19 protein-coding genes are annotated in these 21493 nt (G+C 72.8%); 9 read left to right on the top strand and 10 right to left on the bottom strand.

Annotated features, from left to right (window positions below):
• The first annotated feature begins 4 nt into the window (after positions 1 to 4).
• Together QCD66_RS05445 and QCD66_RS05440 are read left to right on the top strand one after the other, a co-directional pair.
• Positions 5 to 1198, top strand: a complete 1194-nt coding sequence (locus QCD66_RS05445) for a threonine synthase (RefSeq protein WP_375733252.1) — start codon at positions 5 to 7, stop codon at positions 1196 to 1198.
• Positions 1199 to 1375: 177 nt separating this feature from the next.
• Positions 1376 to 2767, top strand: a complete 1392-nt coding sequence (locus QCD66_RS05440) for an MGH1-like glycoside hydrolase domain-containing protein (protein ID WP_364217890.1) — start codon at positions 1376 to 1378, stop codon at positions 2765 to 2767.
• Between the two features lie 175 nt (positions 2768 to 2942).
• Here QCD66_RS05440 and QCD66_RS05435 read toward each other — a convergent pair whose 3' ends face one another.
• The 4 genes from QCD66_RS05435 to QCD66_RS05420 are packed head-to-tail and all read right to left on the bottom strand — an operon-like array spanning position 2943 to position 7590.
• The gene (locus QCD66_RS05435) at positions 2943 to 3584 is read right to left on the bottom strand and encodes a nucleotidyl transferase AbiEii/AbiGii toxin family protein (protein WP_375733251.1); all 642 of its coding nucleotides are present in this window, start codon (positions 3582 to 3584) and stop codon (positions 2943 to 2945) included.
• Positions 3585 to 3587: 3 nt separating this feature from the next.
• A complete protein-coding gene (locus QCD66_RS05430) occupies positions 3588 to 4163 on the bottom strand; it encodes a hypothetical protein (RefSeq protein ID WP_375733250.1) in 576 nt (191 codons plus the stop codon).
• 48 nt (positions 4164 to 4211) lie between these two features.
• Complete coding sequence (locus QCD66_RS05425; RefSeq protein ID WP_375733249.1) at positions 4212 to 5426, bottom strand: glycosyltransferase; 1215 nt, start codon at positions 5424 to 5426, stop codon at positions 4212 to 4214.
• A gap of 4 nt (positions 5427 to 5430) precedes the next feature.
• A complete protein-coding gene (locus QCD66_RS05420) occupies positions 5431 to 7590 on the bottom strand; it encodes an HAD-IIIC family phosphatase (RefSeq protein ID WP_407567029.1) in 2160 nt (719 codons plus the stop codon).
• A gap of 102 nt (positions 7591 to 7692) precedes the next feature.
• Here QCD66_RS05420 and QCD66_RS05415 point away from each other — a divergent pair, with 102 nt between their 5' ends.
• On the top strand, positions 7693 to 8481 hold the full coding sequence (locus tag QCD66_RS05415) for an SDR family NAD(P)-dependent oxidoreductase (RefSeq protein ID WP_364217884.1): 789 nt from the start codon (positions 7693 to 7695) through the stop codon (positions 8479 to 8481).
• Positions 8482 to 8521: 40 nt separating this feature from the next.
• Here QCD66_RS05415 and QCD66_RS05410 read toward each other — a convergent pair whose 3' ends face one another.
• Positions 8522 to 8914, bottom strand: coding sequence for a cupin domain-containing protein (locus tag QCD66_RS05410; protein ID WP_375733247.1), 393 nt, complete (start codon positions 8912 to 8914; stop codon positions 8522 to 8524).
• A gap of 613 nt (positions 8915 to 9527) precedes the next feature.
• Between QCD66_RS05410 and QCD66_RS05405 the strand changes: the two genes are divergently transcribed.
• The 3 genes from QCD66_RS05405 to QCD66_RS05395 all read left to right on the top strand — a co-directional run bounded on the left by QCD66_RS05405 (position 9528) and on the right by QCD66_RS05395 (position 13568).
• A complete protein-coding gene (locus tag QCD66_RS05405) occupies positions 9528 to 10154 on the top strand; it encodes a hypothetical protein (RefSeq protein ID WP_357533541.1) in 627 nt (208 codons plus the stop codon).
• Between the two features lie 146 nt (positions 10155 to 10300).
• On the top strand, positions 10301 to 13036 hold the full coding sequence (locus QCD66_RS05400; RefSeq protein ID WP_407567028.1) for an Hsp70 family protein: 2736 nt from the start codon (positions 10301 to 10303) through the stop codon (positions 13034 to 13036).
• 70 nt (positions 13037 to 13106) lie between these two features.
• The gene (locus QCD66_RS05395) at positions 13107 to 13568 is read left to right on the top strand and encodes a SitI3 family protein (protein ID WP_364217879.1); all 462 of its coding nucleotides are present in this window, start codon (positions 13107 to 13109) and stop codon (positions 13566 to 13568) included.
• 77 nt (positions 13569 to 13645) lie between these two features.
• Here QCD66_RS05395 and QCD66_RS05390 read toward each other — a convergent pair whose 3' ends face one another.
• On the bottom strand, positions 13646 to 14113 hold the full coding sequence (locus tag QCD66_RS05390) for a PPOX class F420-dependent oxidoreductase (protein ID WP_364217877.1): 468 nt from the start codon (positions 14111 to 14113) through the stop codon (positions 13646 to 13648).
• Between the two features lie 134 nt (positions 14114 to 14247).
• Between QCD66_RS05390 and QCD66_RS05385 the strand changes: the two genes are divergently transcribed.
• Together QCD66_RS05385 and QCD66_RS05380 are read left to right on the top strand one after the other, a co-directional pair.
• Positions 14248 to 14640: a nucleotide pyrophosphohydrolase gene (locus tag QCD66_RS05385; RefSeq protein ID WP_375733245.1), complete on the top strand. Its 393-nt coding sequence runs from the start codon at positions 14248 to 14250 to the stop codon at positions 14638 to 14640.
• A gap of 637 nt (positions 14641 to 15277) precedes the next feature.
• Positions 15278 to 15955 (top strand): hypothetical protein, encoded by a 678-nt coding sequence (locus tag QCD66_RS05380; RefSeq protein ID WP_364217873.1) that lies wholly within the window; start codon positions 15278 to 15280, stop codon positions 15953 to 15955.
• Positions 15956 to 16079: 124 nt separating this feature from the next.
• On the opposite strand, the gene QCD66_RS05375 is transcribed toward QCD66_RS05380, so the two are convergent.
• Both QCD66_RS05375 and QCD66_RS05370 read right to left on the bottom strand, forming a co-directional pair.
• Entirely contained in the window at positions 16080 to 17393 is a 1314-nt protein-coding gene (locus QCD66_RS05375) for an AAA family ATPase (RefSeq protein WP_364217871.1), read from the bottom strand.
• Positions 17394 to 17445: 52 nt separating this feature from the next.
• Complete coding sequence (locus QCD66_RS05370; RefSeq protein ID WP_375733244.1) at positions 17446 to 18297, bottom strand: MFS transporter; 852 nt, start codon at positions 18295 to 18297, stop codon at positions 17446 to 17448.
• Between the two features lie 66 nt (positions 18298 to 18363).
• Between QCD66_RS05370 and QCD66_RS05365 the strand changes: the two genes are divergently transcribed.
• Positions 18364 to 18768 carry a helix-turn-helix domain-containing protein gene (locus QCD66_RS05365; protein WP_364217869.1) on the top strand — a complete coding sequence of 135 codons (405 nt, stop codon included), beginning with the start codon at positions 18364 to 18366 and terminating at the stop codon, positions 18766 to 18768.
• Here the strand turns inward: QCD66_RS05365 and QCD66_RS05360 are convergent, their stop codons facing one another.
• Both QCD66_RS05360 and QCD66_RS05355 read right to left on the bottom strand, forming a co-directional pair.
• A complete protein-coding gene (locus QCD66_RS05360; RefSeq protein WP_375733243.1) occupies positions 18769 to 20292 on the bottom strand; it encodes a hypothetical protein in 1524 nt (507 codons plus the stop codon). It abuts the gene before it with no gap.
• A 31-nt stretch (positions 20293 to 20323) separates the two neighbouring features.
• Positions 20324 to 21466 carry a hypothetical protein gene (locus QCD66_RS05355; RefSeq protein WP_375733242.1) on the bottom strand — a complete coding sequence of 381 codons (1143 nt, stop codon included), beginning with the start codon at positions 21464 to 21466 and terminating at the stop codon, positions 20324 to 20326.
• Between the last annotated feature and the right edge of the window lie 27 nt (positions 21467 to 21493).

The raw sequence follows: 21493 nt of genomic DNA, 5'->3' as shown, positions 1-21493 counted from the left end.
TGCCGTGTTCCTGACCCACCTCGACTGCCCCCGCTGCGGTACGCGGCATCCCGCCGACCGCCCGCAGAACCTGTGTGGGTGCGGATCGCCGCTGCTGGCCCGCTACGACCTCGACGCGGTCCGCGCCGCAGTCTCCCCCGCCGACCTCACCGGCCGGGCCGCCGATCTCTGGCGCTACCGGGAACTGCTGCCGGTCGCCGACCCGGCCAACGCCGTCACCCTCGGCGAGGGCTGGACGCCGCTGCTGCCGGCCGCCCGCTACGGCGAGCACATCGGACTTCCCAATCTCCTGATCAAGGACGAGGGCCTGGTCCCCACCGGTTCGTTCAAGGCCCGTGGCGCCGCCGTCGGCGTGTCACGCGCCCGCGAACTCGGTGTCCGGCATGTCGCCATGCCGACCAACGGCAACGCGGGTGCGGCCTGGGCGACGTACGCGGCCCGCGCCGGGCTGCGGGCCACCATCGCGATGCCGCTGGGCGCTCCGGCCATCACCCGCAACGAGTGCATCGCCGCCGGCGCCGACCTGCTTCTGGTCGACGGCCTCATCAACGACGCCGGGCGGCACGTCGCCGGCATCCTCGCCGGGTCGGGCGGCACGATCTTCGACGCCAGCACCCTGAAAGAGCCGTACCGGCTCGAGGGCAAGAAGACAATGGGTCTGGAAATAGTCGAACAGCTCGGCTGGCGGGTGCCCGACGTGATCATCTATCCGACCGGCGGCGGGGTCGGATTGATCGGAATTCACAAAGCACTCGGCGAACTGCGCGAGTTGGGCTGGATCGACGACCGGATGCCCCGGTTGGTGGCGGTCCAGTCCAGCGGCTGCGCCCCGATCGTACGGGCCTTCGAGGCCGGCGCGCGGCGGGCCGAGCCGTGGGTCGACGCCGCCACCGTCGCCTTCGGGATCACCGTGCCGGCGCCGCTGGGCGACGAGCTGATCCTCGACGCGGTCACCGGTACCGGCGGCACCGCGATCGCGGTCGACGATCCGGAGATCCTTGCCGACCTGCGGGAATTCGGTGCCCGTGAGGGTCTGCTGCTGTGCCCGGAGGGGGCGGCCGGCCTGACCGCGGCCCGGCGGTTGCGGGCCGACGGCTGGATCCGCGCGGACGAACAGGTGGTGGTGCTCAACACCGGCGCCGGCCTGAAGTATCCGGAAACCGTTGCGGTGGAGGGGTTCGGGCCGACTCGTCACTGAGCCGATCGTCAGTCACCGGATCCGTCGACATCCCGACAGAAGCAACCACTTGACGCTAGAGTGCGCCCATCCGGCCTGGCAACCTGAACGTCCGGTAACCAGAAAGCGATCTTCCGCGTAACGAGACATCGGTAAGGCCGCTCGTTAATAGGGCTCGGTAACGGGAAAGATGGCCGCGTGAATCGCTTGACCGCGGTTTCGCCCGCACCGCATCCTCTCTCCGAGGACGACGAGTCGCTTTGGCGGACCGCCACCGAGGTCCTTGACGCCAACTGGCGAACCGACCACACCGTTCCATCGGGCACCCTCTATCCACACCAGTGGAGCTGGGACGCCGCCTTCATCAGCATCGGCCTGGCGCACATCGCGCCCGACCGGGCCTGGCGGGACCTGCGCAGCCTCTTCGAGGCCCAGTGGCCGGACGGCCGGGTGCCGCACATCGTGTTCGATCTGGGGGTCGCCGAGCGCGACTACTTCCCCGGTCCCGATTTCTGGGACGTCCCTGCTATGGCGGGGCGACCGCCCCGCTTCTCCACCGGGCTGGTGCAGCCGCCGGCACACGCGCTCGCCGCGTGGGAGGTCTACCGCCGGGCACCCGGCGATGCCTCCGCCGAGGAACTGCGCCGGCTCTACCCGCGTCTGGTCGCGCTACAGGACTACCTGATCGGCTCACGCGGGGTCAGCGGCACCGGACTGGCCAGCATCGTGCACCCGTGGGAATCGGGGCTCGACAACAGCCCGTCCTGGGACATGGCGCTGGCGAACGTCACCGCCGACGAGGACCTCCTGCTCCGCTACGAGCGGCAGGACCTCAAGCGGGCGGCGGCGGACCACCGGCCGACCAACGACGACTACGCCCGCTACATCGCGATCGCCGCCACCTACCGCAACGGCGGCTACTCCGACGCCGACCTGGTCGACCGGCACCTGTTCGTCGTCGAGTGCCCGGCGTACAACTCGCTGCTGGGCGCGGCCGAACACGCGCTGGCCCGGATCGCGGCCGTCGTCGGCGCGGACCCCGCACCGCACCGCGACCGGGCGGCGACCATCACCCGCAGTATCGTCGAACGGCTCTACGATCCGGAGAGCGGCACCTTCCGCTCCCTGGACCTGAAGACCGGCAGACTCAGCACGCAGCGCTGTGTCAACGGCCTCTTCCCGCTGATCCTGGGCGACCTGCCCCGGGACATCGTGGCGCAGGTCGTGGCGGAGGCCGAGTCGGCCCGCTTCGGGATCAACGAGCTGATGCCGATCCCGAGTTCCGACCGGACGGCCGACAGTTTCGACGCCAACCGCTACTGGCGGGGCCCGGTCTGGATCAACGCGAACTGGCTGCTCGCCCGGGGCCTGGCGGCCCACGGGTACGCCGGGCACGCGGCGACGCTGCGGACCGCGATGCTGGACCTGGTACGCCGGTCCGGCTACTACGAGTATTTCCACCCGATCACCGGTGACGGCATCGGCGCCGGGGCGTTCAGTTGGACCGCTGCCCTGGTTCTCGACATGCTCGCCGAGGTCGGCCCACGGATCGGCGATCCCGGCACCACCCGGATGAGCCGTACCCGATAGTCAGACCGACAACCCACATCTGATCCGCGCGACGTCGTGGCGGCCCGTCCGTCATCTCCGACCACCACCAACCGGTGACGTCGCGCGGATCCGACCGATCCACGGCGGGTTCGACCGGACACCACCGCCATGTGGATGGCCCGAACAAGCCCGGTGGGAAAGGGCACGGGACCCGTCAGGCGCCTTCGACCAACTCCGTCCGCCATGCCGCGTACCGGGCGCGCAGGTCGGCGAGATCCTGGCCGCCTATGCCGTAGGCCGCGAAGTCGTCGTCGTCGAGAAGTCGTGCCTGTCCGAGCGCAACGGCGAACATGCGCCGGTCGAACCCGCTGTCGGCTCGCTCGGCAAGACGCAGCACCGCGTCCCGGTCGTACCGGCCGGACTGAACTACAGCGTCGACATCGATGAAGTCACGGGCCAGGGCACGCCCGTAGAGCGCGGCCACCTTGTTCGCGACGGCGTCATCAGGGTGCAGGACCGGCCCGATCGCCATCTGGATAGGTTCGTTGGCCCGCCAGTCCACCCCCAGCTCCACCTTCGACGCGTGGTCGCCGTCGGTCACGTCGAGCCGTGCGAACGTGTCGTACTGACGCTCGACCACCACACCGAGGCCGTCAGCACGGTAAGCGCTGACGACAGCGTCCACTGCCAGCTCGAATTCGTGCCGCCGATCCCAGGCCGTGAACAGGTCGACATCCTCACTGGGCCGCTCGACGAACCCGGCTGCCTGCACCGCGTATCCACCGGCGAGGGCGAAGCCGTACGTCTCGGCCGCGGCGAGCCCGGTTCGGGCCAACTGCTCGTGAAACAGGTCCACGGGTTACGCGGCTGCCGCGCCGGTCGCGGCGAGTTCGGGGAACCTGCGTTCCCAGAGCTGCCGTAGGCGTGGCGGGAGCCAGAGCTGCGGCCAGAGTCGCACCAGTACCTTTCCGTCGATCCAGGTGCGCAGATCCTGGACGGTACTCGCCTCGTTGAGGACGGTCTTGTACATCGCGGCGAGGCGGGCAGGCCGGTCGAGATCGTAAGCGGGGTCACCGGACCAGTCGAGATGACGCGGCAGCGTGACCGTGCCCTCCGTGGGACCCCGCAGGTCGTCGAGAGTGTCGGCGACGACGTACGGTTTCCGCGCACCGTACGGGACGTAGTCCTCGGGTGGCCTGGGATCTGCTGCACTCGTCTTGCGCCGGCTGTGGTTGGCGGCGCGCCTGGCTTCCGGATGCAACGCCTGCCGGATGGTCTCGCGGCTGTATCCCGTCACCCGCTGGAGGTCAACCGGGCGCCAACCATCGGCGTGGAAGGCGCGCAACTGGGAGTCGCGTCGAGCGAGCGCCTCGTCCTTGCTGGCCTCGTACCGCGCGATCACATCTCGCAGGGCGTCTTCCGTATACCGGCCCACCCAGGAAGCCTAGCATGTTAGGCCTAACGCGCTAGGCGCTCCGTTCGGTCACCGGCCGGCCGGGACCGGCAGCACGGACTCGATGCTGGCGCAGGCGGCGGCCGCGGTGGCCGCGATGTCGACGGCGGCGCCGAAGCGGCGGCTGCGTTCGGCGTACCGGGGCTCGGTGAGCAGTTCCACCAGCAGTTCCCCGGCCAGGTCCGGGTCCCACCGGGTCGACGGCAGCCAGCGCGCGACGCCGAGCCGCTGCAACCGGGCGCCGGTGTCCGGCTGGTCGAAGCTGTGCGACAGCACGAGTTGCGGTACGCCGGAGACCAGGCAGCGGCCGAGGGTGCCGATCCCGCCGTGGTGGATCACCGCCGCCATGTGCGGTACCACCTCCCGGTACGGCAACCTAGGAAACCAGGTGACTTCGGGTGGCAGCGGGTCGGGCAGGCTCTCCGGGTGCGGGCTGACCAGCACCACCCGACGGCCGGCCCGACGGCACGCGGCCAGCGCCGCCGCGTAGAACGGCTCCCACAGCATCTGGCCGGAGCTGGCCGCCACCAGCACCGGCGGCTCACCGGCGGCGAGCAGGTCGGTCAGCACCGCGGGCGGTTCACCGGACTCGGCGGCGTCGTTGAGCAGGAACCCGACCCGGTCCACGCCGGCCGGGGTCGGCGGGCCGGCGGCGTCGAACCACTTCGGCCACAGCCCGATCTGCCGGTCCGCGCCCGACATCCACGCCGGCCAGTCGGTGACCGGCGGCAGGCCGAAGTCGGCCCGTACGGCGTCGACACCGGCGGCCAGTTCGGTGCGGTGCACGTGGGCCTGCACCGGCAGCAGCAGGTGCTGGGCCGGGGTCATGGCGACCCAGACGGCGGGCACCCCGAACGCCTCGGCGGCGATCAGCGCGGACAGCCCGGACGTGTGCCGGCCGACGACGACGGTCTCCCCCGGGCGGTGTCGTGCCGCGACCACCTCCACCTCACGCCGGATCTGCCCGAACAGGTCGTTGCGCTCGTAGTGGCCGCGCAGATCGGGCAGGCTCGCCGAGCCGACCCGGGCGTCCAGCATGTCGCGGGCGTCGGCGAGGTAGCGGACGTACTCCTGCTCGGTGTCGAGGGCGACGAACCCGATGCCGGCGGCGCGGGCGGTCGGGCCGTAGCGGGCGTGGGTGGCGATCGTGACGTCGTGCCCCCGGCCGGCCAGTGCCCGGCCGAGCTGGACGAACGACAGCACGTCCCCGTTCGTGCCGTGGGTGGTCAGTACGACGGTGGCCATCGGGTCAGCCGCTCTCGGCGGCGAGCAGGGCGGCCACCTCGTCGTCGGAGAGGGCTTCGACCTCGGCGAGCAGCCCGTCGAGGTCGGTGGCCGCCCGGCCGCCGGCGGCGTCGATCGACCCGGCCGCCTGCGCCACCGTGAACGCCGGGGTGAAGAGCAGCTCGACCGGCAGCTCGACGCCGAGGACGGCGCGTACCCGGGCCATGAACTGCACCACGTGCAGCGACTGGCCGCCCAGCGCGAAGAAGCTGTCGTGCACCGAGCGCGGCGGCACGCCGAGCACGTCGGTCCAGAGTTGGGCGACGGTGAGTTCGGTGCCGGTGGCGGAACCGAGCGGCAGCGGGCTCGCCGGCCGGGCGTGGACCGCGGCGTGCAGGGCGGCGGCGTCGCGCAGCTCGGTCGCGATCCGCTCGACCAGCCGCCAGGCGGCGGGCGGCGGGCCGGGGACCGCCCCGGCGGGGGCCGGGGGTGGCGGCGCGGTGGCGGCGGCAGGTGGCCGGAACCGCACCCCGGCGGCGGTCGCGGCGGGCAGCCGGAAGAGCTGCCGACCGTCGGCCTCGGCGACCGGTTCGCCGGCGACGTCGTGCACGAAGTCGCGGGCCGGCCGGTTCTTGGCCGACGCGACCACCGGCAGGGTGACGTCGGCGAGCCCCCGGGCCAGGGCCAGTTCGCCGAGCGCGGCCAGCACCCGGTGCTCGACACCACGGCCGAGGACCCGGCAGCTCAGCAGGAAGGTGTCGACGGCCAGGGCCGGCCCGGCGGTGGTGGACAGGACCAGACCCACGATCCCGTACGCCCCGAAGCGGTCGGTCACCTCGACCGCGTGGCACTCCAGTCCGCTCCGGACGAGTTCGGCGGCGGTCCGCCGTACCGTGGTGAGGTTGAACTGGTTGGTGCGCTGGGTGAGCTGGGCGAGCCGCTCGACCTGGTCGGGTGTCGCCGGCGCGACCGTGACGGTCAGCCGCAGCCCGGCGACGAACTCCGCGACGGTGCCGACCGAGCCGCGCAGCTCGCGGCGCTGGCGCTCACGCCGGTAGTGCTCGGTGCGCAGCCGGTCGTCGTCGGTGACCGCGAGCACGTCCAGCGGCCAGCAGTGCCGCAGCGTACGCAGCGCCCCGGCGGCGTCGGCGGGCAGTTGGACGGTCAGCACCTCGGGGCAGGCGGCGCGCATCTCGCCACACTCGACCGGGCTGTCGTCGAGGAAGACGAAGCTGTCCAGGCCGAGGTCGAGTTCGGCGGCGAGTTCGCGTACGGTGGCCGACTTCGGCCGCCAGTCGGCGCGCAGGGCGGTCAGGTGCGAAAGGCCGATGCCCATTTCCGGCCGCCCGGCGAACACCGCCCGTACGTCGGCCTCGGCGTTCTTGCTGCTGACGCAGATCAACCGGCCGGCGCGCTGCTGGGCGACGAGCAGTTCGTGCAGCGCCCGCCGGTCGGGTCCGATGTGGATGCCGTCGACGCCGTCCTCGCCCACCACGCCGTCCCACAGCGTGTTGTCGGCGTCGACGACGAGCACCTTGGGCCGGGGCGTACGAAGCGCGTGCAGCCGGCGCATGACCGCGGTGCCGAGCACGGTGAAGAACTCGGGGGTGTAGGGCACGTGGCCGAGCCGGTCGGCGTACTCGTCGGCGTAACCGCACGGGCCGTACGCGTCGAGGGTGTCGGCGTCGGTGAGCAGGTGCACCCCGGCGACGGCGCCGAGGTCGTCGGCCAGCCGCCGGACGGTGGCCCGCAGGAAGGGTCCGTCGACGGGGTCGGCGAGCAGCGCCGGGGAGGCCGGGCAGAGGACGACGATCAGGCGGGGGGTCGTGCCGGCGGCGACCCGTACCGCCTCGACCAGGTCGTCGGCGGCGGACGCGACGGTCGCCCGACCGTCGGCGCCGAGCCCGGGGGCCGGATCGCCGGTGTCGGCCCCGGCCGCGCCGCGCTCCGGGTCGCGGCCGGCGGCCGTGGCCCAGTCTTCGGGGCGGATCAGCGCGACGGTCGCCCCGGCGGCCGGCACCCCGAGCAACTGCTGGAAGACCTGCCCGTACGGGGCGAAGGTGACCTCCTGCGGCAGGTCGAGTTCGGCCGACCACCAGGCGAGTGGGGTGGCCAGCGATTCGGCGACGAAGGTGGCCGTCACCACGACGGGAAAGTTGCTGACTGCGGTGTTGCCGGTCTGCACCGCCCCAACCTAGGAAGGCGTTGATCGAACTGTCAATACTCTTAACTATTGACCGGGTGGCCAACCGACCGGCTGATCCACCGGGGTGGATAGGGTCGGAGAATGGCTCTGATCATGATCACCGGGGCGTCCGACGGGCTGGGCCGGGCCCTCGCCCGGACCCTCGCCGCGCAGGGCCACCAGCTGGTCGTACACGGGCGCGACGAACGACGGCTCGCCGAGATCGCCGCGGCCACCGGGGCGCTGGCGGTCCGGGCCGACCTCTCCTCGCTCGCCGGGGTACGACAACTCGCCGCGCGGGTCGGCGCCGAGCACGACCGGCTGGACGTGCTGGTCAACAACGCCGGGGTCGGCTTCGGGCCGGCCGGTGAGCCACGGCGGCTCTCCCCCGACGGCCACGAACTGCGGCTGGCCGTCAACTACCTGGCGCCGTACCTGCTCAGCCGGCTGCTGCTGCCGCTGCTGCGGCGCGCCACCCCGGCCCGGATCGTCAACGTCGCCTCGATCGGCCAGGCGGACGTCGACCTCGACAACCTGATGCTGGAGCACGACTACGACCGGTTCGTGGCCTACCGGCGGGCGAAGCTGGCCCTGATCGCCGACACGTTCGACCTGGCCCACGACCTCGCCGGCAGCGGGGTGACCGTCAACGCGTTGCACCCGGCGACGCTGATGCCGACCACGATGGTCCGCGACGCCGGCATGGAGCGGGTCGAGTCGCTGGAGGACGGGCTGCGGGCCACCCTGCGGCTGGTGGTCGATCCGGCGCTGGCCGGGGTGACCGGCCGCTACTTCGACCGCGACCACGAGTCCCGGGCCCGGGAGCAGGCGTACGACCCCGCGTTCCGGGCCCGGCTCCGGTCGGTCACCGAGCGGCTGGTCGGCACGTGAACCATCGGCGTCGGGGCACCGCGCGCCCGGCCACCGGTGCTCACGATCCGGGCGGTTCGTCCTCGCCGGCCGCCTCGGCCGCGTCGCCCTCCTCCTTCGTCCGGTGCACCACCCCGTCGGCGTGCTCCGGCGGCCCGTACACCGTGTAGAGCACCAGCGGGTTCGGGCCGGTGTTCACGAAGTTGTGCTTCTGGCCGGCCGGTACGACCACCAGGTCGCCCTGGTTCACCCGGCGGGTCTCGCCGTTGACGGCGGCCTCGCCGACGCCGCTGACGAAGGTCAGGATCTGGTCGATCCCCTCGTGCACCTCTTCGCCGATCTCGCCGCCCGGCGGGATCGTCATGATGACCAACTGGGTCCGCTGCCCGGTCCACAGCACCCGACGGAAATCGGCGCTCTTCTCCGCCTCGGTGGCGATCGTGAAGTGTTCCATGTCCGGTTCCATACCCGATGCCCCGGCCGCGCACTCCACCGATCGGACGACGACACACTGCCCGCTCGCCGGGTTTGCGCCCGGCCGGTCCCGGGCATGCACGCACACAGACCGGGACGACGAGGTGCCGGTCGAGCCAGGTCCCCGCTGACGTACGGCCGGATGGCTGCGGCGGTGGGAGACGGCCAGAGCGCGGCGACGTTACGACAGCGGTCGGGCGGCGCCGCGCGCTCTTGTGTCCCGGTTCCCGCGGGGCCTGTTCCCGCGCCTTGTGCTCCCCTGCCCCTGCGGCTCTCCCACCACGGGCCCTGTCCCTGCGGTCCTGCCGCCACGGGCCCTGTCGCCGCCGGGTGCGTCCGCGGTCGACACTACCCCGCCGGTCCCGCCATTCCAACCGTGAGCTGCGCGGACTCGCCGGACCGGACGGTGCCGGGACACGCAATGGGCCAGAAGGTCGTACCCCCGTGGTCCACTCGTGGGGAGGACAGCCGGCGCCGGCAGCCCGTACGGTCGGTTGCAACGGCCGCCGATGCGGCCGGCCCGGTGGTCCATCGGGCCGGCGGTACCGCACCGGCGGGCCGGCAACCGTCGCGACCTGGGGAGGACGACGCCGATGAGGGCGAAGCGTGTGAGCCTGCTCGATATCGGGTTGGATGCCTCGTTCGACGCGGCGATGACCTTCGTCCAGTCCACGCTGCAGAACATCAACGCCGGTTTCGAGGCGCCGATCGTCGACATCGACTTCGTCCGGTCCCGTGATCCGAGCACGGTGCTGTCGGCGTTCACCGCGTCGTGCGACGTGCTGCACGTGATGGCACACGGCGACCACAGCGTGACGCCGACGTTCAGCAGCAGCGACGGGCGCACCAGTGTGTCGCTGGAACAGCTCGGCGAGACCGCCGCCCAGCAGGGCAAGGGCATCTCGACCGGGGCGATCCTGGCCGACGGCTGCCGCACCGGCACCGGCGCCTGGCAGAAGGCGGTCCGTGACTGCCTGCACGGCGAGGTGACCTACATCGGCACGTCCGGGCAGATCGGCTGGCACGAGAGCGGGGTCTTCTGTTCGGCGTTCTACGGAGCGCTGTTCCGCAACCGGGGGCGGGGGATGACCGCGGCGGAGCAGGCCCAGGATGCCGCGGAGCGGGCCATCCACGCCTACACGATGTTGACCGACCGCAACTGTCCGTTCCGGGTGATGACCCTTACACCGAGCCGGTGGGCCCGGATGGCGCTGGCGTGACCGGCTTGTCCACCCGCTACGCGATCCGAGAATACCGACATAACACCCAGAGCTGCGCCGAGATCGTCTGATAGGGGGATGACGTGGACGGACGCCTGAGCACAGCGACTCAGTCGGCGCTACCCGGCCCGATCTAAACTCGCATCATGGTGGCGGGGCTGCGACTGGGGGTCGACCTTGGCACGTCCAACACCGTAGCGGTGCTGCGGTGGCCGGACGGCCGGTGCCGCCCCCTGCTCTTCGACGGCTCGCCGCAGATGCCGTCGGCCGTCTACGCCTCCCCCGAGGGGGACATGGTCGTCGGCCGCGACGCCGTCCAGCACTCCCGGGTCCACCCCGACCGCTTCGAGCGCAACCCCAAGCGCCGGGTCGACGACGGCACGGTGCTCCTCGGCGAGGTCGAACTACCGGTCGTCGACCTCATGGCCGCCGTCCTGCGCCGGGTCCACGCCGAGGCGGCCCGCGTCGGCGGCCGGCAGATCACCGAGGCGGTGCTCACCCACCCCGTCGAGTGGGGCGCGCAGCGCCGGGCGATGCTGGCCAACGCCGCCGCCCGGGCCGGCCTGCACAACGCCCGGCTGGTCCCCGAGCCGGTCGCGGCCGCCAGCTACTTCATCGCCGTCCTGCGCCACCAGCTGCCGATCGGCCGCAACCTCGTCGTCTACGACTTCGGCGCCGGCACGTTCGACGCCACCGTCGTCCGCCGTACGCCGGACAACCTGCAGGTGCTGTCCACCGACGGCGTCGCCGACGCGGGCGGGCTGGACGTCGACGCGGCCGTGGTCGAATACCTCGGTGAGGTGTTCGCCGAACGCGACCCCGACGGCTGGAAGCGCCTGATCACCCCGAACACCTCGGCCGAGCGCCGGATGAGCCAGCAGTTCTGGGAGGACGTCCGCGGCGCCAAGGAGATGCTGTCCCGGGCACCGTCGGCGATCGTGCACGTGCCGGTCGTCGACGTCGACGTGCCGGTCGGCCGCGAGCAGCTGGAGAAGTTCGCCCGGCCGGTGCTCGACCGGACGCTGTTGGCAACCCAGAACGCGATCCGCACCGCGTCGGTGCCCGCCGCCGGGATCGCCGGCGTGTTCCTGGTCGGCGGGTCGAGCCGGATCCCACTGGTCGCGACGCTGCTGCACCGTACGCTCCAGATCGCGCCGACCACGCTCGAACAGCCGGAGATGGTGGTCGCCGAGGGCAGCCTCTACGTGCCGGCCGCCGCGCTGGCCGTGATCGACCCGCGCACCTACGCCGCCCCGATCAGCGGGCCTCCGGGCGGCCCCGTCGCCCCGATGAGCGGACCGCCGGCCGGCCCGATCGCCCCGATGAGCGGTCCCCCCGCCGGCCCGATCGCCCCGATGAGCGGACCGCCGATGAGCGGGCCGCCGTCGAGCGGACCGCCCTACCGCCCGATGCCGCCGCACGTCGGCCACCCACAGCACCGGCCGGCGATGCCGCAGCCGCACTTCCGCCCCGGCCCGCAGCAGCCCCCCGTGCCGCATCCGCAGCACCGGCCGGTTCCACACCCGCAACAGGCGCCGGCGCCGCCCTACCGGCCGCCGCACGTGGCCCCGCCCCAGCACCCCGCCCCGCCGCACGGCCAGCCGCACCCGCAGCCGCAACACCACCCGCAGCCGCAGCGCCCCGTCGTGCCGCCACACGCCCAACCACCGCACCCCCAGCAGCACACCCCACCGCCACAGCACACCCCACCGCCACAGCACCCCCAGCCGCCGCACCACCCTGCGCACCACCCGCAGCAGCGACCGGTGGTGCAGCCACCGCCCCAGCACACCCAGCAGCAACGACCGGTCATGCCGCCACCGGTCCACCCGCAACACCAGCGCCCCGGCCCGGCCTACCCCCAACACCAGCAGCAGCAGCGACCGGTGGTGCAGCCACCGCCGCAACACACCCAGCAGCAACGACCGGTCATGCCGCCACCGGTCCACCCGCAACACCAGCGCCCCGGCCCGGCCTACCCCCAACACCAGCAGCAGCAGCGACCGGCCGGGCCGATGGCCGTCCCGCCCGGATACCGCCCCGCGCACCCGGGGCACCCGCAGACCGCCACGCACCCCGTGACACCCGCGGGCGTCCACCCGCCGGCGCACGCCGCCCAGCGCGCCCCCGGGCCGCCGCTGCACGCGCCGGTCCCCGGGCACCCGCACCCCGCCCAGTCACAGCAGATGGGCCAGCCGGCACACACCGGGCACCTTCCGCAGCACGGCGGCACCCCGCCACCGGTCCACGCCCCGCAGCCGCCGACGCAGCGCGAACCGAGCGCCGTACCGCTGTCGATCGTCCTGCCGGCCGGCACCGCGTTCAGCCTGACGGCCGCCCCCGCGCGCGCCGACTTCCTGGTCGCCGATCGCCGCCTGGTGGCCGTACGCGGCGTCGACCGGCTCACCACGCTCCTGCGTGAGCAGCCCTCGCTGACCGCCGTGCACCCGTGGGCCGCGCTGTCGCCCGACCTGCGCCCCGGTGACCTCACCATCCCCGCGGACGCCAGCTACGACTTCGTCCGGATCGGCCGGATCCTCGCCGCCGGGTGCGAGGCCGACTCGATACCGATGTACCGCACGGCCGACGGGCGGCTGACTCCGGTCGAGCCGGACCGCACCTCCCAGGTCGGCCCGGACGAGATCAACCGGCACGTCGAACTGATCCGCCGGTTGTTCACCGTGCTACGGCGGCGGTCGCTGGTCCTCGACACCGAACGGATCGGCCGCACCGCCGGTCCCCTGACCGCCGCCGCGACCTCGGCCGGCCGGCTCGACGCGACGGTGCTCCAGACGGGCACCGAGGCGTTCGAGCGGTTCCGCGCCGCTTCCTGGTGGTGGCAGATGGTCGACGAGGTGAGCTCCGTCATCGGCTGGCACTGAACGCGCGTACGGCCGTCCCGGAAGCGCCGATCCGCTCCGCGCGGGGACATCGCCGGGTCATGCTGGGGGCGTGGCGCTGCAATACACGTTCCAGAGCAGAACCCGTACGGGGCTGGCGGAAGCGCTGTCCGTCGTCGCACACGAGGTCGCCGGACAGGTGGTCAACGACGCCGAGATCGAGCGCCCCGGCATGCGGGTCACCTTCCAGGCGCTCGACCGCGGTGACGCGCGCTCGACCGGCGAGGCGATCGGGTTCGCGCCGCGGATGTCGGTGGCCTTCGACCTCGTCAACGAGGGTGACCATGCCGAACGCCGGACGAACCTGGCCCGGATGATCCGGGCGGTGATGAGCCTGCTCGACCTGGACCGGCAGGACGGGATGCTGTTGATGGACTTCGAGCAGATCGTGCTCGAACGCATCGGCAAGCGGCTGACCCTGAACAGCGACTGGACCAACTGGTCGGAGCTGCCGGAACTCGCGACCATCGCGGAGCGCTACGACCGCCGCCCGTTCCCCGCGCCCTTCCTCTGACCCGGCCCGGCCACACGTCCGGCCGGTGGGTCAGGCGGCCGGACGTGGTCAGCCCGGCCGCCGGCGGGGCAGCGCGGTCAGTCGGTGGCCAGGTGGGCGGGAAAGCCGCCGGTGGCGACCGGTCCCCACCGCTCGACGGTGACCCGGATCAGCGACTTGCCCTGCCGGCGCATCGCGTCGCGGTACTCGTCCCAGTCCGGGTGCTCACCGGAGATGACCCGGAAGTATTCGACCAGCGGCTCCAGTGCCTCGGGCAGGTCGAGCACCTCGGCGGTGCCGTCGACCTGCACCCACGGCCCGTTCCAGTCGTCGGAGAGCACGCACACCGACACCCGGGGATCGCGCCGGAGGTTGACCACCTTGGCCCGCTGCGGGTACGTGGAGACGACGAGCCGGCCGGCGGAGTCGACGCCACAGGTCACCGGCGACGCCTGGGGGCGCCCGTCCGGCCGGGTGGTCATCACGATGGCGCGGTGGCGCGGGGTGAGGAACTCCACGAGACGCGCCCGGTCGACCCGGTCGTTGGTCGCGATGCTGCGGGCCATGGCTGGCTCCCCTCGGTGGGCGGTGCGTGGGCGGTGGTGGCCGGCGGCACGTCCCGGGGCCGCGGCGAAAACTCGCCAGGGCCGCGACGACCACCCACCAACCCTATTCAGTCCGGCGGCTAGGGTCAGCGGACATGACGACCGGCCGCCCCTCCCCCACTCCGGAAGCTCCCGAACCGTCCGTCCAGGAACTCACCCTCCGGCTACGGGAGTTTGCCGCCGAACGCGACTGGCAGCGGTTCCACACCCCGAAGAACCTGGCCATGGCGTTGACGGGCGAGGTCGGCGAACTGGTCGCGGAGTTCCAGTGGCTGACCCCGGCGGAAGCGGCCGAGGTGATGGCCGGCCCCGCGGGTGAGCGGGTGCGGGCCGAGATGGGCGACGTGATGATCTACCTCACGCGGCTGGCCGACGTGCTCGGCATCGACCTGGTGCAGGCCGCGACCGACAAGCTGGCCCACTCTGCCCGCCGCTACACGGTGGAGGCGTCCCGCGGCTCGATCGCCAAGATCCCGCATCCGGGATGAGCCTCCGATCGGACGGTCGGGAAGCCGGGCCCCGACCGGATGGCCGGCGCTCACCTACGCAACGTGACCGGAATGGCATGCCTACCCACCGTGAACCCGCGGGTGCCCCAGGCCGTGAACCGCGCCCCGGGGACGACCGGATCTTCCCGCCTTGCCATGACCACATACCCTCACAGACGGGTACGACATCCTCGGAGTGGGGTTGAGAATTGCGCAGCTTCACTATGGAATCTGAGGTAAAGCCCGGTTTTACAAACCTGGACCGATCATGTTAGACCCGACGAGCGGTCGGCGACGCCGGTCGTGGAGATGCGCTGGGCTCTCAACGAAGTCGGCACGCTAGTAAGGACGCACGATGAGTAACCCCTACCCGCCCTACTCAGGCCCGCCGGACCCGACATCCGGCGGCTGGACACCCCCCGGGTCTCCGGCACCTGGTCAGCCCGACCCCACCATGGGAGGGTGGGCCCAGCCGGCCGGCCCCTCCTACGGGGCACCGAGCGGACCCTCCTACGGTCCCCCGACCACTCCGATGTCGGGGCCGCCGATGGGCGACTACCCGCCGCAGCCGACGTACGCCCAACCTGTCCCGCCATATGGACAGCCGCCGAAAAAGTCCAACGGTTTGCTGATCGGGATGGGCGTCGCCGTCCTGGTGCTGCTCCTGGCCGTCGGCGGTCTGGGCATCGCGCTGATCGCCGGCGGTGACGACGAGCCCGAGGTGACGACGGGACCGACGACGTCCACGACGGAGGAGCCCGGCGGGACCGAGCCGAGTGCCGCCCCGTCGTCCGAGGCCCCGTCGGTGCCGAACAACAACGCGGTGACCGCGAAGTACAGCAGTGACTTCGAGGAGGTGTGCGCTGGCGGCGCCATCCTCAACGCGGCCGACTACACCGCGGGCAGCAACACCACCAAGGTCTACGCGTTCTCCAACTCTCCGGAGCGGGCCAACGACTGGCGGACCCGCTCGGTCGGCTACGACAAGCCGTTCTACGCCAAGTCCGCCGACTTCACCACGGTCAGCGTGGTCGCCTGCCTGACGACGGTGCCGGGCAGCGAGGGCACCCCGAAGAAGTGCGACTACAAGGACCGCGACGAGAAGCCGATCCAGGTCGACTACATCTCGTCGCGGCTCGACGTGACGTTCTACGCCGCCAAGACCGGGCAGAAGCTCGGCACCGGCGAACAGGTCAACGCGCCGGCCAACCGCTGCCCGAGCTACATCTCCTACAACTCGTCGACGATGAAGGCGTACGCGGCCCCGGACGAGGGTGCCATCACCGCCGCGATCGAGAAGTTCCTCACCAACTAGGCGGGGACGCGACACATCCGGATGGCCGGTCGGGGATCCCGACCGGCCATCCGACTTTCCGTGTCCGGCGACGATCCGCCGCGGCCCGGCGCGACCGCCGGGAAGGGGGACGGGGCCGGCCCGGTCAGGGGCGTACGGCGGGCAGCCGGGCCAGGATCGACTGGTTCGCCTCCCAACCGTCGGGGAACCGCACCGGCACGTTCAGGTGCACCGGCTCGGTCGACGGGTGGGCGTCCAGCAGTTCGGGGATGCCGGCCCGGGCGACCACGAGGCAGGCGTGCCGGTGCCGGGACGTGAGCACGCACAGCCGCCCGGACTCCAGGTGGAAGGCGGTCGCGTCCCGCCGGCCGGAGAGCGGGTGCAGGACGACGGTGACGTCGTACTCGCGGCCCTGGAGCCGGTTCGCGGTGTCGACGGTGACGCCGGCCGCCGACGCCGGCAGCATCGACCGGATCACCGCGACCTGGTCGCGGTGGGCGGCGCCGATCGCGATCCGGGTCGCGTCGATCGGAACACCCGATCGGGCGCGTTCGGACACCGCCACCGCACCGCGCTCCAGCACGCGTACGGCGAGGGCCGCACACGCGGCGGCCGCCTCGACGTCGGTGCGCAGGGTGTGCCGGGCCGGCAGTTCATAGAGCGCCCACCCGGTCGCCGCGGCCAGGTCGACGGCCGCGTCGACCGGCCCGCCGTCGCCCGGCCCGGTCAGCGACAGCACCCGGTCGGCGGCGGACGTGCCGGCCCGGAAACCGGTGAACGGGTAGAACGCCTCGGCCACCACCGGTGCCGCCGACGCGGGCAACCGCCACGAGACCGGCAGCCGGTGCACCGGCAGGTCCGGGTTGTGCCGCAGCAGCACGGCGACCGCGCTCTGCATCGGATCCCAGGTCAGCCCGGTCCACCGCGCCGTCTCCACGGTCGAGAACGGGTCCAGTTGCCCGGGGTCGCCGACGAAGAGCGCCCGCTCGAACCGGGAGGCCACCCGCAGCAGCGCGTCCGACCGCATCTGGTAGGCCTCGTCGACGATGGCCCACGGCCACGAGCCGTCCGCCACGGTCGCCCACTTGGCCGCCGTACCGATGACCACCGCCGAACCACCCAGGTCACCGATCTTGGCCGCGACCCGTACCGTCCCCGGTGCCGAGACCCGTTCCGACGGTACGTAGTCGGTGGCCGACAATCTCCCGATCAGCAGCTCCGGGGCGTCGCCGACCAGCCGGGCGATCAGGTCGTCGACCTGCTCGTTGGTCTGCGCGATCACGATCAGCGGCTCACCGGCCGCCGCCAGCTCGATGGTGGCCCGTACCACCAGCGTCGACTTGCCTGCACCGGGCGGCGAGTCGACCACGATGCCCCGGTGCCGGCCGGACCGCAGGTCGGCCAGCACCGCCTCGACCACCCGCTCGGCCTCGACGCCGGGCGGCAGAGCCGGAGTCATCCGCACGGTCACCGTCGCCCCCTGGACACTCGCCACCACCGGTGGTCGCACGTTACCCGACCCGGGCTCCCCGGCGGCGCCACCGGCCGGGCCGGCCGCGGTGATCAGGTGTCGAGGCCACCGGCACCTCCGCCGGCGGGCGCGGGAGGAGCACCGCCACCACCGCCGCGGCCAGGGCGAACGCGGCGCTGGCCGCGTACGCGAGCCGGAAGCCGCCGGCCAGGGCGGCGGCGACGCTCTCCCCCTGCCCGAGCAACGCACCGGTACGCGTCGACGCCAGGGTCGCCAGCACCGCCGCGCCGATCGCGACACCGACCTGCTGGGTCGTGTTGACCAGCCCGGACGCGAGGCCGGAGTCGTCCGGCGTCGCGGCGGACATGGCCTGCCCCATCAGGGCCGGCAGGACCGCCCCGAACGCGGCACCGACCAGGACGAGGGCGGGCAGCACGTCGACGGCGTACCGGGCGTCGGCCGGGACCCGGGCGAGCAGCAGGAGTCCGGCGGCGATCGTGGTCAGGCCGGCCGCCGACACGGTACGCGGGCCGAACCGGGCGGCGAGCCGGCCGGCGACCCCGACCGAGACCAGCGCGATGACCAGCGGGGTGGGCAGGAAGGCGAACCCGGTACGCAGCGCGTCCAGGTCCAGCAGGCGCTGGAGGTAGAGCGCGGTCAGGAACTGGAAGCCGAACATGCCGGCAACCAGCGGCAGCATCACCGGGTTGGCGCCGGACACCGCGCGGGAGCGGAAGATCCGCAGCGGCAGCAGCGGCTGGCGGGCGGTCGCCTGCCGGATCACGAACAGCGCGAGCAGGACGATCGACAGGGCCGAGCGCCAGCCACCGGCGGGCGGCGGGCATGGTGGGTCCGGACATCGTTCTCCTTCACGGATTCGGCGCGCACTCAATGGGGCACCTTTTGTTACTGAACCCATGATGTGTGACCATCAACGACGCCGGAAGGAGGCACTTTCATGTCCCAGGGGAACACGGATGTGCCGGCCGAGGCGCACACCCCGCAGGTGTGCACGGTCTACGACGTGCTCAACCGGGTCAGCGGCAAGTGGAGCATCGGCATCCTGGTCGAGGCGACCCACGGACCGGTGCGCTTCACCGAACTGGAACGCAACGTCAAGGGGATCAGCCGGCGGATGCTCACCCTGACCCTGCGCAACCTGGAACGCGACGGCCTGCTCATCCGCACGGTCTATCCCACGGTCCCGCCCCGCGTCGAGTACGTCGCCACCGACATGGCCCGCGAGCTGTACCGCTCGCTGCTCGAGCTGACCGGATGGGCCGAACGGCACCGCGCCGCGATCGCCGCCGCCCGCGAGGCGTACGACCGGGCCAACGACCACGGCGAGCCGGGACGGGCGTGATCAGGACCAGTCTTCGGCCGCCTCGGCGTCGCTGGGCGCGCCGTCGACCGGCGGCCCGCCGTGTGTCCACGGCGTCGCCTCCCGCGCCGGGAAGGTGCCCGGCGGGCTGAAGCCGTCGGTGATCGTGGTGTAGCAGAGCCGCTCCCCGACCTCGGGCACGCTGCCCGGCGCGGCGGTCAGCGACCGCCCCATGCCGCCGGAGAGTTCGAGCACCACCTCGGTCTTCGACTCTCCCGGGGCGGTCGTGACGAAGCAGATCCTCGCCTTCTGCGCCGGCCGGGACGGTGAGATCAGGACCGTGCCGGGGGTCAGTCGTACCGGGTCCGCGGTGACGACCTGGATCCGGGGGCGCAGCACCGGCCGCTTGCCGCTGTCGTCGACCCGCTTCGCGTCGGCGAGGGTCACCTCGCCGACGAACGCCTCGCCGGTCAGCCGGTATTCGGCCATGACCAGGGGGTCGTCGTACGCCCGCTGCACGGCGTAGGAGGTGAGTGCCTTCTCCAGCCGGTGCAGGCGCTGGGCGGCGGCGACCGCGCCGTCGCGTCTCGGCTGCGGGTGGCCGCCGTCGACGTAGACGGCGTAGTCGCTGTAGGCGTCCCGGTCGTCGGCCCACCGCCCGGCGACCCGGGCCCCGGCGGGCAGTTCGCGCAACAGGGTGACCGCGTCCCACATGGCCCGCCAGGTCGGTTCGAGCTGGCCGTGCAGGGCGTCCGTCAGCTCGGCGGTGGCGCGTAGCCCTTGCGCGTGGGCCGGACCGTCGCCGGCCCCGACGGTCTCGGCGTCGCGGATCGCGCGGACCAGCGGGGCCAGTACGTCGTTGTCGAAGGTGGGGTCGGTCGCCGGGCCGGCCGGCGGGCAGACCGCCGGGTCCTCGGCGTCCCGCCCGGCCTGCGCACCGGTACGGCCGGGCGGCGGCGAGATCCAGCCGAGCAGCGAGCCGAGGTGGGCGTCCTCCAGCGCGCTCTGCCCGGTGACCCAGTGCGCCGACAGCGCGTCGGTGGCGGCGATCAGCATCGACGACCCGGGCATCTCGGCCCGGTCGGCGAGGAACGTCAGCCACCGGCCGAGCAACGGCACCGACATCGGCACCGGATAGTCGCCGTCGGTACGGCGGAACCGGGTCGACCGGCCCAGCAGGCGGACGAACCCGATGCCGGCCGGGTTGGGGACCAGGACCTGCGGCGCGTCGACGAACCGGTAGCGCACGTCCCGGCCCCGGTCGGTCGGCACCGCCTCGGCGGCACCGCGGAAGCTGTCCAGATAGGTCAGCATGACGGCGGCGAGCGAGTCGGCGAAGGCGAACCGCTGGTCGCGGTTGCGCGGCTGCGGCACCACCAGCAGGGTCGGCTCGTCGTACGCCGGACCGACGAGGCAGCCCAGCGGGGCGTTCGCCTCACCGGCCAGCGCCAGGGGTACGAAGACCAGCGGGCGGTCGGCGATGTGCACGTGCCGCACCGTGGTGATCCGCTGTGCCGTGCCGGTGGCGGCGGCCCTGGCCCGGGCCAGCGCGACGAGGGCACTCACCCGGCCACCCCGCCGGCGCCGTACGGGTCGCTCATGCCAGGGCCTCGGCCCGCAGCCGGGCGGCGGTGCGCAGGCGCAGCGCCGCCTCGACCTGGTCGTCGTCGGGCTCGATCTCGCCGGCGGCCAGGGCGAGCACGGTCTCGACCGAGTCGATGCCGCCCAGCGCCTCACGTACCGACCGGCCGAGCGCGGCGGTGCCGGTCCCGGCCTCGTGCCGGCAGTAGTAGGCCAGTTCGCACGCCGACAGGCACTCCGGCGCGTAGCGGGCGTCCACCGCGGACAGTGCGGTGGCGAGTTCGGCCGGCGACCGGGTCGGTGTGCCGTCCGCGTCGACGGCCAGGTCGAACGAGAGGTCGCCGGGCAGCCGCGCCAGCAGGTCGTCGACCCGGGCCATCCGGGTGAGCTGCCGGCGCAGCGTCGACAGCTGCTTGCGTACGTCGATGAGCGCGGCCGTCGGCTGGTTGGCGAAGTCGCGCGGGCAGACCAGCACCACCTCGTGCGAGACGATCTCCGGGTCGAGTCCGGCCTGCTCCAGCATCCGGCGCATCGCCAGCACGTAGACGGCCGACTGGGTGGCCGCGGCGGAGACCTTCGCCGCGTCGGCCTGTTCGTCGACGACCGCGAACGACTTGATCTCCACGACGTGGAACCGGCCGCCGACCTGGAGTGCGATCAGGTCGGGTTCGAGGTAGACCGGCCGGCCGGCGACGTCGAGCCGCAGCATCGGATGGTCGAACAGGGTGCTGGTCGGGCCGCCGTCGGTGGCGGCCCGCACCAGCAGTTCCATCGAGCGGGCGTGCCGTTCGGCGTTGCCGCCGTCGACGGCCGGCTGGACGATGTCGGTGGCCGGCGTACCGGCCAGGTCGTCGTACGCCGCCTCGGGGATCGGCACGCCGAGCCGCTGGCGCAGCAGGTCGAGCAGTTCGGCGCAGCCGTTCTCCTTGACCCTGGCCTCGAACGCGTTGCCCCGGGTGATGGCGAACTGGGACTGGCCGAAGCGGCCCGGATAACCGACGTGGGCGGCGATCCGCTGCTTGTCGATGCTGGCCGAGTCGAGCACGGCGCGGCGGGTGCAGCCGGGGTTGCCGGTGAGGGCGGCGATCGTACGGGCGTTGTGCCGCCTGGGCGCGACCGGCCCGCGTAGTGCGGCAAGCCGCCGCTCGGTGCTGGTCATACCACCTCCCGGGGTCGGGGGCGGCGC

Origin of the sequence: Polymorphospora sp. A560 (genome assembly GCF_045781765.1) — a bacterium.
Classification (GTDB): domain Bacteria; phylum Actinomycetota; class Actinomycetes; order Mycobacteriales; family Micromonosporaceae; genus Polymorphospora; species Polymorphospora lycopeni.
This window is presented reverse-complemented; position numbering and strand designations above follow the sequence as displayed.